Here is a 19,148-nt window from a genome sequence, read left to right on the forward strand (position 1 = left end):
ATGCCCTTAGAAATACTATACGAAGACGAATCCATTGTCGCAATCAATAAACCCCATGGACTATTGGTCCACCGCTCTTCCATTGCACGCGATGCTTCGGAGTTTGCGCTCCAATTATTAAGGGACCAGTTGGGAAAAACTGTCTATCCGGCCCATCGCCTGGATAGAAAAACTGGTGGGATCTTATTATTTTCATTGAACAAAGAGACTGATCAGTACTTACAAAAGAGCTTTCAGGAACGTCAGATCGACAAAAAATACCTGGCCTTGCTGAGAGGTTTCGCTCCGGTGGAGGGTCTGATAGATTATCCTTTAAAAAGGGACGATGGTACAACACAGGAGGCACAAACCTCCTTTCGCCTACTTGCTCAGCGCGAAGTGGATATTCCGTTCGGAAAATTTTCGACATCGCGTTACAGCCTTGTCGAAGCGAACCCTATTACGGGTCGTATGCATCAGCTGCGGCGGCACTTTGCCCATATCTTTCATCCTATTATTGGAGACCGTCCTCATGGCTGCAATAAGCAAAATAAGTTCTGGAAAGAAACATACCAAATGGACACCATGTTGCTGCATGCGTCAGAGCTAACCTTTAAACACCCGCTATCGGGAGAAGATGTACACATAAAAGCAACTTTACAACCTGATTTCATCCGCGTACTGGAATTATTAAATCTCAACGAAGTATGTTAAAATTAATTCTCGAAGCCTTTATCAGCATCTCTGGGATTACCGCAGCTTCAGGTATTGTTTATCACGATAATCAGATCCATATCGTATCGGACAACAGCAATTATATCTATAGTTATCACTTAACTGATCAAAAATTGTCCAAAACGGTACTGCAGCAGTCCCACTCAATGGAAAACATTGCCAAAGCAGATAAAATGGACTTAGAGTCCATTGCTTTCGACGGAAACCGCTATTATCTCTACGGCTCAGGGTCAACCCCCAAAAGGAAAAGTCGTTTTACTTGGGATGGCAAAACTGTCACTCAGGAAGACTATAGTCAGGTCTATTCTTTTTTAATGGACGAATTCAACATTTCCGGAGAGGACTTCAACATTGAAGGGGTCGTTCATTTACACGATAAGATCTTATTTTTCAATCGGGGAAATGGTCCAAAAGGCATTAATGCCATTCTGGAATATCATCCGCTGGCCAGGGATAAATCGAGATGCATCCCGATGGAACTGCCCAAACTCAATGGTATTCCGACAGGTTTTTCAGATGCCATATTGGTCGGAAGCGAAATCTATTTTATCGCTACAGCAGAGGATGCGAAATCCACCTATCTGGATGGAGAAATAGGGGGGTCAATCCTTGGGAAACTGCCTTCAGACTTAACTGCTAAACCAGAGACGTTTGAAATCCCCGAAAAACACAAATTTGAAGGAATCACCTTAAAAGAAAAAACGGCGCAAGGCTTAGTTTTCCTGCTTTGTGAAGATACCGATAGCGAGGATAATGACCTCACGATTTATTCACTGAAAATAAGCAATTAAATCGATTGCTCTAAAATAGATTCACAGCTAGGAATCACGTATATTTTATTAAATTTGTAGCTGATTAAAACTTAATTTTTATGTTAAAAAATACTGCCCTTTCGGAGACGCACATTGCTTTAGGAGCAAAAATGGTTCCCTTTGCAGGCTTCAACATGCCAGTACAATACACAGGCATCAACGATGAGCACGAAACAGTTCGTACAGGTGTAGGAGTTTTTGATGTAAGTCACATGGGTGAATTCATCCTGAAAGGTGAAAAAGCCTTGGATCTACTTCAGAAAATCTCTTCCAATGATGTGTCAAAATTATACGATGGCAAAGTTCAATATGCTTATATCCCAAATGAAACTGGTGGTGTAGTTGATGACTTCCTAACATACCGTATAGACGATAAGACATATTTTTTGGTTGTAAATGCATCAAATATTGAGAAAGACTGGAACTGGATTTCAAAGTACAATACTGATGGTGTAGAGATGAAGAATATCTCAGATCAAACCTCTTTATTTGCGGTGCAAGGTCCAAAAGCTGCAGATGCACTCCAATCGCTTACAGATATTGAATTGGCTCCGATGGAATATTACACCTTTGCAAAAGGTACATTTGCAGGTGTGGAGAATGTCTTGGTCTCTGCAACAGGATATACCGGTGCCGGAGGTTTTGAAATCTATGTAGCCAATGAAGATGCTCAAAAAGTTTGGGATGCTATCTTCGAAGCTGGAAAAGCTTACGACATCAAACCGATTGGTTTGGGTGCACGTGACACTTTACGCTTAGAAATGGGTTTCTGCCTGTACGGAAATGATATCGATGACACGACATCTCCTTTGGAGGCTGGACTAGGCTGGGTAACTAAATTTACAAAAGACTTCGTTAACGCTGCGGCATTAAAAGCGGAGAAAGAGGCTGGACTAAAGAAAAAACTTGTAGGACTAGAAATGATCGACCGAGGAATTCCTCGTCATGATTATGAAATTGTTGATGCAGACGGAAATGTAATCGGACGTGTTACTTCGGGTACGCAATCACCAACATTGAAAAAATCAGTTGGCTTAGGTTATGTTGACACAGCCTTTTCCAAAGACGGAACCGATATTTTCATTCTGATCCGCAATCAAAAAGTAAAAGCAAGAGTAACAAAACCACCGTTTGTTAAGTAATCAAAAAAGCCTGCTTAATGCAGGCTTTTTTATTTACTTTTTCTTTTGTTTGACTGCTGGTTGCTGCTTTGTGCTACTCTCCTTTTCCTGGATAAGCGCCCGCACTCTTTTACTCAAAACCACACGGAGGTATATCAAAACGACCAAAAATGCAATGGACAGCCCTGTTACCAGCATATTTCCGGCCTTATATCCTTCAAAACCACTGTAGACTAAAAACACAATGGCCAAACTCAAAACTATATTTAGTATAAAATACTTTAGCATATTATTTTTTCATTAATCCCAACACCTGTTTTCTCCAGCCAAAAAAGAAATAAAATACACCACCAACAACATTTAGTAAAACTATTGCTAGGGCCATAAACATCCTTTCTGTGTTAGAAACTGTTCTTGAAAGCATGATCTCCCTTAGCACCAAAATCACCCATAAAAGAGATAATAGAATGGAAAGACTGCCTAATATGGGGAAAATACCTAGGTTAAACAATCGTGCTAAAATAGCTACGATATAAAAAGCAAGACTAAACAAGAAAGCTTGTTTAGTCTGATGCTCCAAATTCTTCATATTAATAAACGTCTAACTCTGGATCGATTTCCTCTTTCCAAGCCAGGATACCGCCTTTTAAATTTGCGAGGTTATCAAAACCCTGTTGTTCCAATAACATAATCGCCTGTGCAGAACGTTTTCCTGAACGACATTGGACAATAACAGGTTTGTCTTTTGCAATCTTATCCGCCTCAATCAGTATACCCGAAAGAGGGATGTTCAACCCATCTAAATTTGATACTTCATATTCAAAAGGCTCACGAACATCAATCAATTGAAAATCTTCGTTATTATCGATTTTATTCTTTAATTCTTGTACAGATACTTCTTTCATTTTCAAACAATTTAATAGTCAAATATACTACATTTTTTCCGCCCTTAATCCACTTGTAGAATTTTCCTTATCTTCATCCAGACTTTACTAAGCTTTATATGAATTCAATACCTAAAATTATTTTGTCTATGTCTCTATTTGCCATCTCGGCAATTACATATGGACAACAAGTTATTTCCGATCAAGAACGCCAGGATGTAGGCCGCATACTCAACACCCTCGCTTCAGATGATATGCGTGGCAGGTCCGCCTTGACAAAAGATATTGAACCAGCGGCAGATTTTATCGCGAGCGAAATGAAACGAATAGGATTAAAACCTTATGCTGAACAAAATTTTAGACAAACATTTCAATTGGATAAAATTTCCCCTTTAAGCAAATCCGCGACTGTCAATAACAAGAGTATTCCAGCTGATCACATCATTTCCCTCGGCAATCATGTGGATTTGCAATGGGATAATAACAGCAAGATCAAAGTAGCAGAAATAAAATCAAACGATGATTTTGCGAAGGTATTCAGGGAACATTCCTTATCTAAAGAAAATACAATTGTCTTGGTAGACCCTGCTTTCGAAAGTTATTTTGTACGTTTTGGCAAAATGCTCAATTCGCCTAAGTTTGTCGAGCAACCCACGCAACAGAAGCCATCGATTGTTTATCTCCTGACAAAGGAAATCCCAACAACATATCAGATTCAGATTAAAAGAGAACTTCAAAAATTCCCCTTGTTTAATGTGGCGGGAATAATCCCCGGAAAAAGCAAACCAAACGAATATGTGATCTTTTCGGGGCATTATGATCATATCGGTATCCTTCCAGCTGTAGGACAAGATTCTATTGCCAACGGTGCTGATGACGACGCTTCTGGCGTTACGGCGATGTTAACCTTAGCGGATTACTACAAAAAACAAAACAAGAATGAAAGAACACTTATTTTTGTTGCCTTTACTGCAGAAGAACTCGGCATGTACGGTTCAAAATATTTTTCCAACCATATTGACGCAGACCAGGTGGTTGCCATGATCAACATGGAAATGATCGGAAAAGATTCAAAATTCGGTCCTAATACAGTGTATATTACAGGATATGATCATTCTAATTTAGGAGAATTAATGCAGCAAAATCTAAAAAACACAAATTTCCGGTTCTATCCGGATCCATATACCAAACAAAATCTGTTCTATCGAAGCGACAATGCTGTATTAGCCGCTAAAGGGGTCCCTGCGCATTCATTTTCAACATCGCAAATGGATAAGGATGAATATTACCATACGGTAAAAGACGAAGTATCGACTTTAAATGTACAAAATATCATTTCCAGCATTGAGGCGATCGCTATAGGTACCTCAGGAATTGTAGAGGGAAAACAAACTCCCTCTCGCGTCGAAAAACTAAAAGATTAAGATACAGCCGAAGGCTTGACTGTCTTCTGCATCACATAGTCATTTAAGACATAATCATAATAAGGAATATCGACCGTTTCGATCACCTCAAAGCCCTGCTTCAAATAAAAATAGTAAGCAGGGTTATTTCTATTAACATTGAGTTCAACAATATCCTTTCCTTTTAATACTGCTTTTTCAGAAGCGAAGTCTATCAAGACCTTCCCAAACCCTTTGCCCTGCACGACGGGCATCAAGTAGAGTTTTTCGATCCGTATTTTATCTTCAAGCGTTCGCAAGGCAACGAATCCCTGTCCGATACCATCTTCTTTCAAAATATAGAAAAATTGGCCATTAACCATGCTTTCTGCAAGTCCTTCAACGGTATAGCTCTTTTCCAGCATAAAGTCAATTTGGTCCTGTGAAAGTATCTCTCCATAAGTAACTGGCCAAATAATATGCGCCATATTGGAAATCCGTCTGATATCGCTTTGTTCTGCCAATTCTATTGTTATCATGCGATCTTTTCTCCTATTAAAATGTATTTTACTTGGGAAAATTTAAGGGCAAATAGGCCGTCTTTTTCCATTTCGTATTCGTTGTCACCAATCTTAATCAAGCCTTCGTGTGTATTTTTTTCATCAGCATCAAGTCCCTCAATTCGGATCCTTTCCCCTGCCGGCTTCCATTTGGTGAATCCCGTTGTCACAAAATAATAACGAATTCCTTTCGAGAAAAGGACAATATTAATCTGCTCAAGATAGGGCCGATAATAGCCTAAATCCAACTGATCCGAAACGATATTTACTGCTTTATATTGATGCGCTATAAGGTATTCAATCGCAGCTTTTAGAAAAGCAACATCATAAGAAATTACCTTCAGGTTCTCCTGTGACGCGTTAATGGCATTTTTTGTAAAAACAATATCGAACTTATACCCTCGTGCATCCAATAGATCAATCGTTTCTTCTTCGATGACAATCGTTGGGCTCCACTCGAGCAGCTGTCCCAAATCTTCTTCATCAATGAGGGAAAGATCTTCAATCAGAAGAGCAGGTTCTTGATTTTCTCTAACAATATGATGAGATGACATAACGTCTATTTAATATCCGAGCCTGCGCAGGGTAATATAGGCCATCAATCCTGTACTGATCTCTAAAGAAGCTTCATCCACGTCAAAAGTCGGCGTATGTACAGCGGAGGAAATACCACGTGCAACGTTACCTGTACCCAAACGATAAAAGCAAGCATTGATTTCCTGCGAATAATAAGAAAAATCTTCTGCTGCTGGCCAAAGATCTAGGTCTACAACATTTTCCTTTCCAAGATATTCTTCGGCAAATGCCCGTGCATTTTTAGTCAGTTCAGGTTCGTTAATTAGAAAAGGATAGCCCTTGCGGACCTCAAATTCACATGTTGCGCCCATACTTTCAGCAATACCCACCGCTATTTTAATCATTTTTTCGTGTGCTTCAGCACGCCATTTCTCATCAAATGTTCGGAATGTGCCTTCCAGGTAAACCTGATCAGGAATAATATTTGTCGCTCCATTAGCAATAATCTTTCCGAACGACAAGACGGTCGGTGTACGAGGATCCGCAAATCGGCTGGCGACCTGTTGTAAAGCCGTAATAATCTGTGCTGTAATAACAATGGGATCGATATTTTGATGCGGATGCGCACCGTGTCCTCCTCTTCCTTTTACAGTCATGAACAGCTCGTCGCATGAAGCCATATATTTACCTTCGCGGAAACCAACTTTTCCCACTTCTATAAAAGGCATCACATGCTGTCCTATGATTGCCGAAGGAGCAGGATTCTGTAAGGCCCCTTCTTTTATCATCAAAGATGCTCCCCCTGGTAAACGTTCCTCTCCCGGTTGGAAAATTAATTTTATCGTACCTCCAAATTCGGCTTTCAGACTATGTAATATTTTTGCTGTCCCCAAAAGGGAAGAAGTATGCACATCATGGCCGCAAGCATGCATTACCCCAGGATTGTTGGATCCGTAAGACCGTCCTTCCACTTCTTGAATTGGCAACGCATCCATATCTGCGCGCAACGCAATAACTTCATTTGAAGGCAGCTCTCCAGTTATTAAACCCACAATGCCCGTATCTGCTTTAGCCTCATAAGGAATTCCCAATTTATCCAGTTGAGCTTTCACAAATGTCGAGGTATTGTATTCTTCGAAGGAAAGTTCAGGATTTTGGTGAAGATGTCTACGATTGGAAACCGTATCTTCAAAATATTGATGAGCTAAGGCCAGGACTTTTTCTTTCGTACTTGCCATAAGGTTGATTGATTTATTGATACACAAAAACGTTCTCTGAAAAAACAAAGACGTTGCTAAAATACTGACGCAGTTCGCGCATAAAAGCATTTGCCTCCGAGCGACTTCTAAAATCACCTACTTTGACGCGGTAATTGGGTTCATCATAGGTAATATAGGTATCAATATCTTTATACATGCTTCGGAAACGTGTCTGCTCCGAAAATGCCTGATTCCGGTTTGATCCAGCGAAGATCTGTACGCGAAATCCTCTAACTTTAACCCGTGTTGCCGCTGAGCGGACAATAGGCTTAGAAGGAACCACTGTCGCTTTGCTTTCGACAGGATTGATCCCCATAGCTGCCCTAAAATTTTGAAGCTGTGTAATCAACGAATCCTTGGTTACAATGACTCCTCCCTTTTCCTGTGCATTCACATTTACAATCGTAAACAGCACAAGTGCATGTATGAAAATCAATCCTCTCTTCAGCATAGTTTAACCTTTCTTATCGATTAGTTATTTGCGCCGTGGCAATTTTTATATTTTTTTCCTGAACCACAAGGACATTCGTCATTGCGCCCAACAGTATTTTCATTACGAACAGGTTCTTTTGGCCCGTCATTCACATCTTCTTCACTCACCCCTGTAGGCGAAGCCAATTCAGCTTTAGTTTCAACCGTTTTCACGGGAGCCTGCTGTACTTGTCTAGCTTGCATTGAAGTCGGTTCTTGACCAGGGATCTCTCCTTTGAAGATAAAGCTTACCACATCCTTATTCATAGAAGCCAACATCGATTTAAACAAATCAAATGCCTCCATTTTATAAATGATGATTGGATCTTTTTGTTCATAAACAGCATTTTGAACGGATTGTTTTAAATCATCCATTTCACGCAAGTGCTCTTTCCAAGCCTCATCGATCAAGGCCAATACAATTCCTTTCTCGAAAGATTTGAAAACTTCTTTACCGTTGCTTTCGATTGCTTTTTTCAAATTTGCTGAAACCTGAATACCGCGAATACCATCAGTAAATGGAATTACTACATTTTCGACAATTTGACCTCTTTCTGCATATACATTATTCAATACAGGGACTGTCAAAGCTCCAACGGCTTCAATTTTATGATGGTAAGCATTAATTGCATGTTCGAAAAGACGATCAGTCAAGCCTTCGATTTTACCTTGAGCAAATTCTTCTGCTGTTATTTCTGGAGTTATCGCAAAGATGCGGATTACTTCAATTTGGAAATCTTCATAATTACCTTGTTCTTTGGCCTCAACGACAATTTCTTCCGCAACATCAAAAATCATGTTATTCAAATCCACGTCCAAACGCTCTCCAAACAAAGCATTTTTACGCTTCGAATAGATTACTGTACGTTGTGAGTTCATCACATCATCGTATTCCAATAGACGTTTACGGATACCGAAGTTATTCTCCTCCACTTTACGTTGTGCACGTTCGATGGATTTAGTCAACATACTATGTTGCATCACTTCACCCTCTTCAACACCCATTTTCACCATGATGTTAGAGATTCGCTCTGAAGCAAATAAGCGCATCAAGTTATCTTCCAAAGAAACGAAGAATTGCGATGAACCTGGATCTCCCTGACGACCAGCACGACCACGTAACTGACGGTCAACACGACGGGATTCGTGTCTTTCAGTACCGATAATCGCAAGACCACCTGCTTTCTTAACTTCTTCGGTCAATTTAATATCCGTACCACGACCAGCCATATTCGTCGCGATAGTCACCTGACCTGGACGTCCCGCCTCAGCAACGATATCAGCCTCTTTTTGGTGTAACTTCGCATTCAGTACATTATGTTTGATCTTACGCAATTGAAGCATACGGCTCAATAATTCAGAAATTTCAACAGATGTTGTACCGACCAATACTGGACGTCCCGCATCTGTCAAACGTTGAATTTCTTCGGCTACTGCATTGTATTTTTCGCGTGCTGTACGATAGATCAAATCCTGACGGTCATCGCGTTGAGCAACACGATTAGTCGGAATTTCGACCACATCCAATTTGTAAATTTCCCAAAGCTCACCAGCCTCTGTTGACGCAGTACCGGTCATACCCGAAAGTTTGTGGTACATCCGAAAGTAGTTTTGCAATGTAATCGTCGCATAAGTTTGTGTCGCGTCTTCAACTTTCACATTCTCTTTCGCTTCGATCGCCTGGTGCAAACCATCCGAGTAACGACGACCATCCATGATACGACCTGTTTGCTCGTCAACAATTTTCACTTTACCTTCATCAACGATATATTCAACATCATTTTCAAACAAAGTATATGCTTTTAACAGCTGATTGATCGAGTGAATACGCTCCGCTTTAATCGAATAATCACGCAACATATCCTCCTTTTGAGCTGCCTTTTCTTCCAAAGTCAACGAAGATTTTTCAATTTCAGCAATCTCAGTACCAACATCCGGTAAAATAAAGAATGAAGGATCCTCACCTGTTGCTGTGATCAATTCAATTCCTTTTTCTGTCAATTCTACTTGATTGTTCTTTTCATCAATCACAAAATAAAGTTCTGCATCCACCTTAGGCATATTTTTATTTTGCTCTTGCATATAGTAGTTTTCTACCTTTTGCAAGATAGAACGATTAGCACCTTCACTTAAGAACTTGATTAAAGCTTTATTTTTAGGCAAACCTCTATAAGCTCTTAACAAGGCCAAACCACCGCCTTCAACATCAGAATCTCCTGCTGCCAAAGCCTTTTTAGCGTCATTTAAAACAGTATTGATGTAAGCTTTCTGTACATGTACCAAACGTTCGATACGAGGTTTCAATTGGTAAAATTCATGTTGATCGCCACGAGGAATTGGACCTGAGATAATCAATGGTGTACGCGCATCATCAATCAAAACAGAGTCAACCTCATCGACCATGGCAAAATGTAATTTTCCTTGTACCAGCGCGTCTGGCGTCTGAACCATATTATCACGCAGATAATCGAAACCAAACTCATTATTCGTACCATATACGATATCCGATTGGTAAGCTTTACGGCGTTGTGGAGAATTTGGCTGATGTTTATCAATACAGTCAACAGATAAGCCATGGAATTCAAATAATGGTGCATTCCATTCAGAGTCACGACGGGCAAGGTAATCATTCACCGTTACAATGTGTACACCTTGTCCAGATAGCGCGTTTAGATAAGTCGGAAGTGTTCCTACCAACGTCTTACCCTCACCTGTTGCCATCTCGGCAATTTTACCACTGTGCAATACAATACCACCAATTAATTGGACATCATAGTGTACCATGTTCCAAGTTACCTCAGTACCGGCTGCCATCCATTTGTTTTTCCAAATGGCTTTATCTCCATTGATAATAACGTTTGGTTTGTATACGGCCAGTTCCCTGTCAAAATCATTGGCAGTAACCTCCAGTTCTTCGTTTTCTGTCAAACGTCTCGAAGTTTCTTTTACTACAGCGAATGCTTCTGGTAAAATATCCTTCAATACCTCTTCCAACTTCTTGTCACGATCTTTGGACAATTTGTCCACCTGCTCGTAAATTGAAGTTTTCTTTGCCATATCGTCCTCGTCTTGATCTGCCTCTTTTTTAAGCGTATCAATCTCTTGGTCAATATCTGCTAGGTAATTCTTAATTCTTTCTTTGAAATCAACGGTCTTGGCACGTAACTCGTCATTGGTTAGATTTGAAAGCTTCTCATATTCAGCTTTGATTTGGTCTACCACAGGCTGAATTCCCTTGATATCTCTCTCGGATTTACTTCCAAATAATTTACTTAAAAACTTTAACATAATTTTTTTTCTATCTCAACTTAAGATTTTGTACAATAATGACTCCAAAGTAAAATTGCAGACAATTTGACACTAATCGGGCAAATTTAGTTATTAGATATGATATCTAACAGCTTACACCTATTTTTTTTACGTTATTTTTTATTGAAAATGTCAGTTCCACACAACCAATAGCGATCTCTCCTCTACTTAGTCCAATTTGCCCAGATTGCTAACCTGATTTTTTTGCCGATATATTTCCTTACTGACAATAAATGAGCTATGATAAAAACAGTTTTTTGGCTGAGTGTGGAATGAAACCCAGTTCCTGAGCCTTTTCAAACATCTTCGAAATCGCATTACGCCCTTCAAGTCCTAATTCTACTGAATATTTATTGACATAAAGTTCAATATGCTTATACATCACCTCTTCACTCATCTCCTGCGCGTGATCACGAATAAACTCAAGCCCTGATTTCGGATTGGCAAATGCAAATTCTACACTTTCTTTTAAAATTGCGTTCAATGTATCTTTCACCTCTTGTGGCAGACTACGTTTTACGACAATTCCGCCAAGAGGAATCGGAAATTTTGTCGTCTTCTCCCAATACTCACCCAAATCAACGACTTTATGCAGCCCTTTTTCTGCATAAGTGAATCTATTTTCGTGAATAATTAGTCCCAGATCAATCGATCCATCCAATAAAGCGCCTTCAATATCCGAAAAAACCAATTCGACCTTATTTTTTAATTCGGGGAATGCCAGACCCAATAAAAAATTTGCTGTTGTATACTTCCCAGGATAGCCCACTTTCAACTGATCGAATCCTTCTAAGCTTTCAGCTCTGTCCAATTTTTGTTGCAACAATTTTGCTAATCTCGGATCCTTGGTAATCAGCATAGGCCCCACCCCGAAGCCTAAAGCGCTTCCAGCATCAAGTAACTCATACTCTTCAACAGCGTAGGCAAAAGCATGATAGCTCAGCTTAGTAATATCAAGATCGCCATTGAAAGCCTTCAAATTTAAGGTTTCAACATCCTGATATTCAACCTCAAATTCCAGTCCTTTCGTATCTATTTTATGATGAATCAAGGCATCAAAAATAAATGTATCATTTGGGCATGGAGAAAATCCTAATGTCAATTTCATTTTTTTCTTTTTTTCCCACCAAAAGGATGGGACTTCACAAATTTAATCAAACAGTAACTTTATGTGTAATTAGATAGAGTATCATAGCCAGAAAGGTGCTTACCATAATCCCTTTTCCTGTATGATCATTTCCTGCGCGATAAACAAAACGCAACAGCACTAAATTAATCAATACTGCCATGGTATAGACAGCCATAGGCTTTTCGGGCAAAAAATGAATTTCAATATCCGTAAAACGTACCAAAACATGGGCCAATGCCGGAGAAACAGCTCCAATACCCAACCCTATCCAAAAATTATTTTTCACGTTTGCTCTATCTAATCGTTTATCCAAGATGATCAAAGCTCCATGAATTTAACTCTGGAATAGCATGATGCGCTGTCATATCAAACTGTGTAGGAACAACAGACACATAACCATTGGCCAGGGCAAAACAATCGGTATCCTCACCTCTATCCTGCAAAACAAATTTGCCTGTTGTCCAATAATAATCGCGGTTATGCGGATCAATACGTTCATCAAATTCTTCTACCCAATGTCCACCTGCCTGCCTACAGATTTTAATACCTTTAAAACCTGGCGTTTGTGGAAAATTAACATTCAGCAATGTATTTTTAGGAAGACCATTGGCCAGCACTTGCTCAGCAATAGAAATCACATAGGGTCTACAATAGCTAAAATCTGCATCATGGGAAAAATTATCAAGCGAAAATCCCACGGAAGGAATACCTTCAATAGCTCCTTCTACCGCAGCAGACATGGTGCCTGAATAAAGAACATTGATTGAATTATTGAGCCCATGATTGATACCCGAAACACAGATATCCGGTTTTTGCCCCTTAAAAACTTTATTTACAGCAAGCTTCACACAGTCTACCGGTGTTCCCGAACACTGATACATCTCAACGCCTTCATATAGATTGATTTTGTCTAAACGAAGCGGTCTGCCGAGTGTAATAGCATGGCCCATTCCAGATTGCGCCGAATCGGGAGCAACGACGACAACATTTCCAATTTTCTGCATTTCCTCCAGCAACACCTTAATCCCCGGCGCTGTAATACCGTCATCGTTAACAACTAAAATATTAGGTTTCATATGTAATTTATTTCTCTTTTATGGTCATCTGGAATCCCCAATTGTCTCCATCCATGATTGTGCTTTTAGCATATGGGGGATTTCTTCTTTACCATATGCGAAGTTAGTAAATCTGAAACCGAGATGTAAATAATATTGACACTACGGGCAATTATTATTAATAACGGTACATACAGACATTGCGTAAGCAACAAAGCAGTCTCAAAATAAAAGCGGCAGAAAACTAACTTATTATCAATAGTATACCAATACTAGCATTAAAAGAGATATTATACTAGTTTTAAAGCGCTTTATCAGGGGGTTAACAGGGGTATACCCGTGTTAACCCCCTGATAACCCCTTGTTAAACCCCTGTTATACCCTCGTTATTATAGCAATTGGTAGTAAGTTGTTGTCAAGTTATTCATTAGATAAAGAAGAACATTTCAAAAAACAGAGGGCTAAAAAACACTACGACATCGTTTGCGTAACATTGTATCGTTATTGACAAATATTAGCCCTAAATTTAGCATTCAAATAAAAAATAATTCAGTTATGAGCATTAATTTTGAATCCCGCTATGCAATAGGGCCAAAGGAATACAAAACTTTAGATACACAAGGATTAAGAGAGAATTTTCTAATTGAAAAAGTTTTTGAAGCAGATAAAATTAACTTTGTCTATACCCACTACGATCGTTATATGGCTGGTGGCGCAATGCCTGTAAATTCAAAAATAAAATTGGATACTATTCCGGAACTACTAAAAGAACCGTACTTCCTTTCCCGAAGAGAGCTGGGTATTATCAATGTTGGTGGAAATGGTGAGGTTGAGGTTGATGGTACTGTCTACGATCTCAATACCAAAGAAGCACTTTACATTGGCCAGGGCGCCAAAGAGGTCTATTTTTCAAGTAAGGATACTGATAATCCGGCGAAATTCTATTTAAACTCGACTCCGGCTCATTGCAGCTACCCAACTAAAAAGGTAACGAAAGAAGATTCCAATAAAATTGAATTAGGCTCATTAGAAACAGCTAATCATCGCACGATCAACCAGATGTTATTAAATAAGGTTGTACAAACCTGCCAATTACAGATGGGCATGACCGAACTAAAACCGGGATCAGTATGGAATACAATGCCATCTCATACGCATGACCGCCGGATGGAAGTTTATTTCTATTTTGAGTTACCTGAAGGTCAGGCTGTATCCCACTTTATGGGACCTATCGATGAAACACGTCATATTTGGATGCACAACGACCAAGCCGTCATCTCACCACCATGGTCAATTCACTCTGGCGCAGGAACTTCAAATTATACCTTCATCTGGGGAATGGCCGGTGAAAATTTAGATTATGATGATATGGACAAATGTGCAATCACTGAATTAAAGTAACCCTTTATCAAATGAAAAAAACAGTCGTATTGAGCTTAGCGCTAGGGCTTTCAACAGTTGCTTCTGCGCAAAACAACAAAACCATTACCGTAAGCAATCCTTCTGCAAGCGCAAGAACGGAGTTGATCAGCATCCCTTATACAGCATTCGAAAAACACTTCGAATTAAAAAACAATGTATTTACGATTGTGGATAAGGACAAAAAGGAATTGGCTTACCAGCTTGAAAAACTAGGAAAGCCAACAGCCCAAAATGTATTGATCCAAATAAGCATCGCTCCTAAAAGTTCATTGACATTTGGGGTGAATGAAAATATGCCAACGGCAGTTGCCCCCAAGACTTACGCAAGGTACATCCCTGAACGCAAAGATGACTTTGCCTGGGAAAATGACATTGCAGCTTTTAGAGCGTACGGAAAGGCCTTAGAAGGAACTTCTGAGGATGCACAGGGATTTGATTTTTGGGCAAAACGCAGCAATGATCTTGTCGTAGACGAATGGTACAAAACCGGTGATTATCATGCAGATCATGGCAAAGGCCTAGATTACTATTCCGTTGGACAAACCTTAGGGGTTGGCGATGCGACTCCATTTATTGACCAGCAGGTCGTATACCATAAGCATTACCGCCAATACGAAGTATTGGATAACGGTCCTCTGCGCTCTACATTTAAACTCATCTATGAGCCCGAGAATGTAAAAGGTCAGCAGTTGCAAGTTGAAAAAACAATCTCCCTAGATGCTGGTAGCCAATTAAACAAAATAAGCTATTCGGTCAAAAATACGAGTTCAGAAGCGACTCCAATTGTCGTGGGAATCGCCAAAAGGAAAGAGGAAAAACCTCAAATTCTAAATGATGTAAAAAATGGAATTTTGGCTTACTGGGAGCCTGCCGAAGGAGATAAAATTACCGGCACTGCCGTCATCCTGCCTAAAGTAAAATATGTTTTCAAAGATAGTCCACAACAATTTTTACTAGCGACAACGGTCAAAAATAATAAACCGCTAGTTTATTTTGCGGGGGCTGCTTTCAACAAAGCTGGTAAAATAGGCAGTTTTGACCAATGGCAATCCTATGTCAAAACATTCAAAAATAATTTAGATCAACCATTAACAATAAAATATTCAAAATAATGTCCATATTGGAATCTTTTGACTTAAGTGGAAAAGTAGCTTTGGTAACAGGCTGCAAAAGAGGAATCGGTAAGGCAATTGCCGAAGCATTGGCTGAAGCTGGAGCCGATATTATCGGCGTTTCAGCGTCATTGGAAACTGAAGGCTCTGCCGTAGAAAAATCCGTAAAAGCATTGGGTAGAAACTTCTACGCCTATCAATGTGATTTTTCTAAACGGACAGAACTCTACAAGTTCATAGAAAATGTAAAATCAGCACATCCTACGATTGATATCCTTTTTAACAATGCGGGAAATATCCTCCGCAAACCTGCTGCTGAGCACCCCGATGAATATTGGGATGAAATCATTGAGATCAATCAAAATGCGCAATTCATACTGACGCGTGAAATCGGAAAGGACATGATTTCACGTGGAACTGGAAAGATTGTATTTACAGCTTCTTTACTGACCTTTCAGGGTGGTATCAATGTTCCGGGATACGCTGCTTCGAAAGGGGCTGTAGGGTCTCTGGTAAAAGCTTTTGCCAATGAGTGGGCATCGAAAGGGGTTAATGTCAATGGATTTGCTCCAGGATACATCGCTACGGATAATACAGAAGCGCTGAGAGATGATCCCGAACGCTCCAAATCCATTTTGGACCGTATACCGGCAGGGCGCTGGGGTACTCCGGAAGACTTTAAAGGACCGGCTGTATTTCTCGCTTCAAAAGCATCTGATTATGTACATGGAACCATCCTTACAGTCGATGGCGGCTGGATGGGAAGATAAAAAATTCCATCTTTACGATAGTTTTGTTTTAAAAGTCTTTGTCCGAAGGGATAAAGGCTTTTTTTCTGAAAGTGTCTGTTTTCAAAGGCCATCAAAAACTTTCATGCCCGTTGTTGATCCAAAGGAATCATGAAAGTTTTTTACGGTTCTAAATCCCAAATTGCTAAAAGATGCATTGGGGCTTACCGAACCGATATACACCGTATTGAATGCCGCACAGCTATTTTTGCTGCACCACCAGGAGCCTCCACGGGCATGTGCAATAGAGCGATCACCATCTCTTTTGAGTTTACCTGTACAGAATTCAAACACATTACCAAAAATATCGTAAAGTCCCCATGGGTTTGGTTTGAATTTTCCAACTGGAGCGGTATAAAGATATCCATCTGAAACATCGGCTTTCAAATGATTTCTTCCATGCCATATATTTGCGTAGTCGCCGATATTCTCTTTATCGACACCGTCAAAATAATAACCTTCACTGCCTGCTCTCGCCGCAACCTCCCACTCATCAAAAGATGGCAACCTGCATGAAGCCCATTCGCAATATGCTAATACATCCCTGAAGGAAATACAGGTAACCGGATGGTTCATTTTTGTCTCAATACCACCACGGCTTATGCCATTTGGAAAGCGCCAATAGGCTGTACTATCTTGCAACCAACGAAATTCCTCCAGTCCGGGTTCAAAGACCATAGCGTTGTGATAGCGCTCCGCTAATGTTTTATAGCCTGTTGCCCGAACAAATTTTTCAAAATCAGCATTGGTCAGCTCATATTTGGAAATCCAGAATGATTCGATATATACAGTTCTTTTGGGATTGTCTAGACTTAGGGTATCACCTAAATGGTAATTACCGGCTGGAATTTGAACATAATTGTTTTCCTGCGCATCACATGGAAAGTATAGGAGAATCCATCCCACCAAATAGAGTAACTTTCTCATTTTCCTTGCTGTATCTTATAATATGCTGCCGCGGTTTCAAGAATATACCGCTCATTTGCCTCAGAAAAGTTTATCCAGCTGTCATAGCTCACATCCGAACCATATAGTTTGCTGTATATTTTCGATCGTTCGAAATCAGAAATTTTCGCTTTTTTTAAGAGCAGCAAAAGTGTTGTCAATATATCTTTGTCCCTTGGGTTTGACCGGTAAAAGTCAATCAAAAAGGGAATGCTTTCCCAGGCATCTATCTCCAAAATTGCCGACTTGTAATTTAAACCCATCTCATGGTTCTTTACAGCTAGATTCTGTATTAATCCTAACACCCTTTCTTTATTCTTTTTCATAAAAGAGATCTGCCGATCACTCCAAAAAACACCTCCATAAACGAAAAGCAACTGGCCGAATATTTTATTCTGAGGGTCATATAAAAACATGCGTTCCGCACAAGCTTGACTAAATATTTCTGGATAAATCATCGTGTATGTGAATTTTTCCTCAAAACTTAAGGTATTAAAATCACGGATAGATATTCCGCCATCATAGTCAGTCAATGCTTCATCAGGAAGAGTACTTAAACGTTTATCTATTAGATTTTGAACCTTTTTTCTATTAAAAGGAGGAATACTATTTTTTTCACGAAAGGCATAATACGAGGAATCCTGAGGACGAGGATCACTCCAGGCAACATCTTTGTATTCCTGTGCCTTAACGAAGTTAAAACACAATCCTCCCAAAAAGAGGATCAAAAGCCCAAATATTCTACTTGCTTTTTTTCTCATTGTAATAATTCAGCGCCCTACTAAAGATCAAAGCTTCATTTTCTTTGTTGTAATTTAAATAAGAATAATAATTACTTTGTTCTCCATACAACTTTTTAAACGAAGCAGATTTAATAAATTCATTATATTCACCACGTTTCATAAGCAACAGCAACAGGGTCAATGCATCCTTGTCTTTCGGTGTTCTCTTACCATAGTCAATGATAAAAGGAATCATTTGCCAAGCGTTTAATTCCACTAGGGCATGCTTATAGTTTACCCCCATACGTTTGCTTCTCGCGACAGATTCTTGAATAAGTTTCAGAATAGAATCTCTATTTTCCTGCAGAAAATCGGTCTGTCTCTGTGACCAGGAAGATTCATTGAAACCGTCTAATAATGTCCCAAAGATCTTTTTGTCTATCTGTGTTTGGTACTCAGGTATAGCACAATTCTGTGCATATAACTCCGCGTGAATCATGGTATAGGTAAATTTTTCACGTAGAGATAGCTTTTTAAAATCAACAGCCGAAATCGCATTTGTTCCTGCATCCGTCATTTCTTTATCTTCTTCAGGGATTATTTTTGCAATTAATGCTTTTACCTTGTCCAAGCCATAAGGAGGTATGGTCATTTTGCTTCGCATTTCGATAGCAGCAGGATCCATGAAGAGATTATTTTCATCGGTCTGATCTGTTTGTCCGAAAACATTCCCAAAACAAGCTAAAGAGATAATAAATAAAACTATCCTTTTCATATCGTATGATTTAATTAATTTTAAAAATAAAGAAATTATGCCTACAAAAATTATTCCTCTTTATTTTCTAAAATCTTTTCGGCACTATCTAAGCAAATTAGCCTTTTACTGGCTATCTCATACAAAACAAAAATCCCCAGATTTATTCAATCTAGGGATTTTTGCTTTGTAT

At 39.5% G+C, this 19,148-nt stretch carries 21 protein-coding genes; 7 read left to right on the forward strand and 14 right to left on the reverse strand.

Annotation, left to right across the window (positions count from 1 at the left end):
* From B3C94_RS04020 to gcvT, 3 genes are all read left to right on the forward strand, one after another.
* On the forward strand, positions 1-693 hold the full coding sequence (locus B3C94_RS04020) for a pseudouridine synthase (RefSeq protein ID WP_293899380.1): 693 nt from the start codon (positions 1-3) through the stop codon (positions 691-693).
* A complete protein-coding gene (locus tag B3C94_RS04025; RefSeq protein WP_293899383.1) occupies positions 687-1,505 on the forward strand; it encodes a DUF6929 family protein in 819 nt (272 codons plus the stop codon). Before B3C94_RS04020 ends, B3C94_RS04025 begins: the two co-directional genes overlap by 7 nt.
* A gap of 80 nt (positions 1,506-1,585) precedes the next feature.
* Positions 1,586-2,668 carry a glycine cleavage system aminomethyltransferase GcvT gene (gene gcvT / locus B3C94_RS04030; RefSeq protein WP_293899386.1) on the forward strand — a complete coding sequence of 361 codons (1,083 nt, stop codon included), beginning with the start codon at positions 1,586-1,588 and terminating at the stop codon, positions 2,666-2,668.
* Between the two features lie 33 nt (positions 2,669-2,701).
* On the opposite strand, the gene B3C94_RS04035 is transcribed toward gcvT, so the two are convergent.
* Genes B3C94_RS04035 through B3C94_RS04045 form a run of 3 tightly spaced genes read right to left on the reverse strand, consistent with a single transcriptional unit; the run spans position 2,702 to position 3,552 of the window.
* A complete protein-coding gene (locus B3C94_RS04035; RefSeq protein ID WP_293899389.1) occupies positions 2,702-2,935 on the reverse strand; it encodes a DUF6358 family protein in 234 nt (77 codons plus the stop codon).
* A gap of 1 nt (position 2,936) precedes the next feature.
* Complete coding sequence (locus B3C94_RS04040; protein WP_293899392.1) at positions 2,937-3,236, reverse strand: PLDc N-terminal domain-containing protein; 300 nt, start codon at positions 3,234-3,236, stop codon at positions 2,937-2,939.
* Position 3,237: 1 nt separating this feature from the next.
* Positions 3,238-3,552: a rhodanese-like domain-containing protein gene (locus tag B3C94_RS04045; protein WP_286591776.1), complete on the reverse strand. Its 315-nt coding sequence runs from the start codon at positions 3,550-3,552 to the stop codon at positions 3,238-3,240.
* Between the two features lie 98 nt (positions 3,553-3,650).
* Between B3C94_RS04045 and B3C94_RS04050 the strand changes: the two genes are divergently transcribed.
* Complete coding sequence (locus B3C94_RS04050) at positions 3,651-4,955, forward strand: M20/M25/M40 family metallo-hydrolase (RefSeq protein ID WP_293899401.1); 1,305 nt, start codon at positions 3,651-3,653, stop codon at positions 4,953-4,955.
* On the opposite strand, the gene B3C94_RS04055 is transcribed toward B3C94_RS04050, so the two are convergent.
* The 8 genes from B3C94_RS04055 to surE all read right to left on the reverse strand — a co-directional run bounded on the left by B3C94_RS04055 (position 4,952) and on the right by surE (position 13,233).
* The gene (locus B3C94_RS04055; protein WP_293899404.1) at positions 4,952-5,452 is read right to left on the reverse strand and encodes a GNAT family N-acetyltransferase; all 501 of its coding nucleotides are present in this window, start codon (positions 5,450-5,452) and stop codon (positions 4,952-4,954) included. The two genes, B3C94_RS04050 and B3C94_RS04055, sit on opposite strands and share 4 nt — an antisense overlap.
* Positions 5,449-6,027, reverse strand: a complete 579-nt coding sequence (locus B3C94_RS04060; RefSeq protein ID WP_293899407.1) for a thiamine pyrophosphokinase — start codon at positions 6,025-6,027, stop codon at positions 5,449-5,451. Before B3C94_RS04060 ends, B3C94_RS04055 begins: the two co-directional genes overlap by 4 nt.
* Positions 6,028-6,036: 9 nt before the next feature.
* Positions 6,037-7,227, reverse strand: coding sequence for a M20 metallopeptidase family protein (locus tag B3C94_RS04065; RefSeq protein ID WP_293899410.1), 1,191 nt, complete (start codon positions 7,225-7,227; stop codon positions 6,037-6,039).
* A 13-nt stretch (positions 7,228-7,240) separates the two neighbouring features.
* Positions 7,241-7,699 (reverse strand): SPOR domain-containing protein, encoded by a 459-nt coding sequence (locus B3C94_RS04070; RefSeq protein WP_293899413.1) that lies wholly within the window; start codon positions 7,697-7,699, stop codon positions 7,241-7,243.
* A 20-nt stretch (positions 7,700-7,719) separates the two neighbouring features.
* Positions 7,720-11,007, reverse strand: coding sequence for a preprotein translocase subunit SecA (gene secA / locus B3C94_RS04075; RefSeq protein WP_293899416.1), 3,288 nt, complete (start codon positions 11,005-11,007; stop codon positions 7,720-7,722).
* A 259-nt stretch (positions 11,008-11,266) separates the two neighbouring features.
* Complete coding sequence (locus B3C94_RS04080; protein WP_293899419.1) at positions 11,267-12,136, reverse strand: menaquinone biosynthesis family protein; 870 nt, start codon at positions 12,134-12,136, stop codon at positions 11,267-11,269.
* A 46-nt stretch (positions 12,137-12,182) separates the two neighbouring features.
* Positions 12,183-12,443, reverse strand: a complete 261-nt coding sequence (locus tag B3C94_RS04085) for a hypothetical protein (protein ID WP_293899422.1) — start codon at positions 12,441-12,443, stop codon at positions 12,183-12,185.
* 19 nt (positions 12,444-12,462) lie between these two features.
* Positions 12,463-13,233: a 5'/3'-nucleotidase SurE gene (surE, locus tag B3C94_RS04090; RefSeq protein ID WP_293899425.1), complete on the reverse strand. Its 771-nt coding sequence runs from the start codon at positions 13,231-13,233 to the stop codon at positions 12,463-12,465.
* Between the two features lie 534 nt (positions 13,234-13,767).
* Here surE and kduI point away from each other — a divergent pair.
* The 3 genes from kduI to B3C94_RS04105 are packed head-to-tail and all read left to right on the forward strand — an operon-like array spanning position 13,768 to position 16,516.
* Complete coding sequence (gene kduI / locus B3C94_RS04095; protein WP_293899428.1) at positions 13,768-14,613, forward strand: 5-dehydro-4-deoxy-D-glucuronate isomerase; 846 nt, start codon at positions 13,768-13,770, stop codon at positions 14,611-14,613.
* Between the two features lie 11 nt (positions 14,614-14,624).
* Positions 14,625-15,746 carry a DUF4861 family protein gene (locus tag B3C94_RS04100; RefSeq protein WP_293899431.1) on the forward strand — a complete coding sequence of 374 codons (1,122 nt, stop codon included), beginning with the start codon at positions 14,625-14,627 and terminating at the stop codon, positions 15,744-15,746.
* 5 nt (positions 15,747-15,751) lie between these two features.
* The gene (locus B3C94_RS04105) at positions 15,752-16,516 is read left to right on the forward strand and encodes an SDR family oxidoreductase (protein WP_293899699.1); all 765 of its coding nucleotides are present in this window, start codon (positions 15,752-15,754) and stop codon (positions 16,514-16,516) included.
* 81 nt (positions 16,517-16,597) lie between these two features.
* Here the strand turns inward: B3C94_RS04105 and B3C94_RS04110 are convergent, their stop codons facing one another.
* From B3C94_RS04110 to B3C94_RS04120, 3 genes are read right to left on the reverse strand one after another with little or no spacing between them, the layout of a single operon-like run.
* Positions 16,598-17,461 (reverse strand): formylglycine-generating enzyme family protein, encoded by an 864-nt coding sequence (locus B3C94_RS04110; protein ID WP_293899434.1) that lies wholly within the window; start codon positions 17,459-17,461, stop codon positions 16,598-16,600.
* Positions 17,458-18,240 carry a hypothetical protein gene (locus B3C94_RS04115; RefSeq protein ID WP_293899437.1) on the reverse strand — a complete coding sequence of 261 codons (783 nt, stop codon included), beginning with the start codon at positions 18,238-18,240 and terminating at the stop codon, positions 17,458-17,460. The genes B3C94_RS04110 and B3C94_RS04115 overlap by 4 nt, the downstream gene beginning before the upstream one ends.
* Complete coding sequence (locus B3C94_RS04120; protein ID WP_293899440.1) at positions 18,221-18,976, reverse strand: hypothetical protein; 756 nt, start codon at positions 18,974-18,976, stop codon at positions 18,221-18,223. The genes B3C94_RS04115 and B3C94_RS04120 overlap by 20 nt, the downstream gene beginning before the upstream one ends.
* Between the last annotated feature and the right edge of the window lie 172 nt (positions 18,977-19,148).

Source organism: Sphingobacterium sp. UBA5670 (assembly GCF_002420705.1).
Taxonomy (GTDB): domain Bacteria; phylum Bacteroidota; class Bacteroidia; order Sphingobacteriales; family Sphingobacteriaceae; genus Sphingobacterium.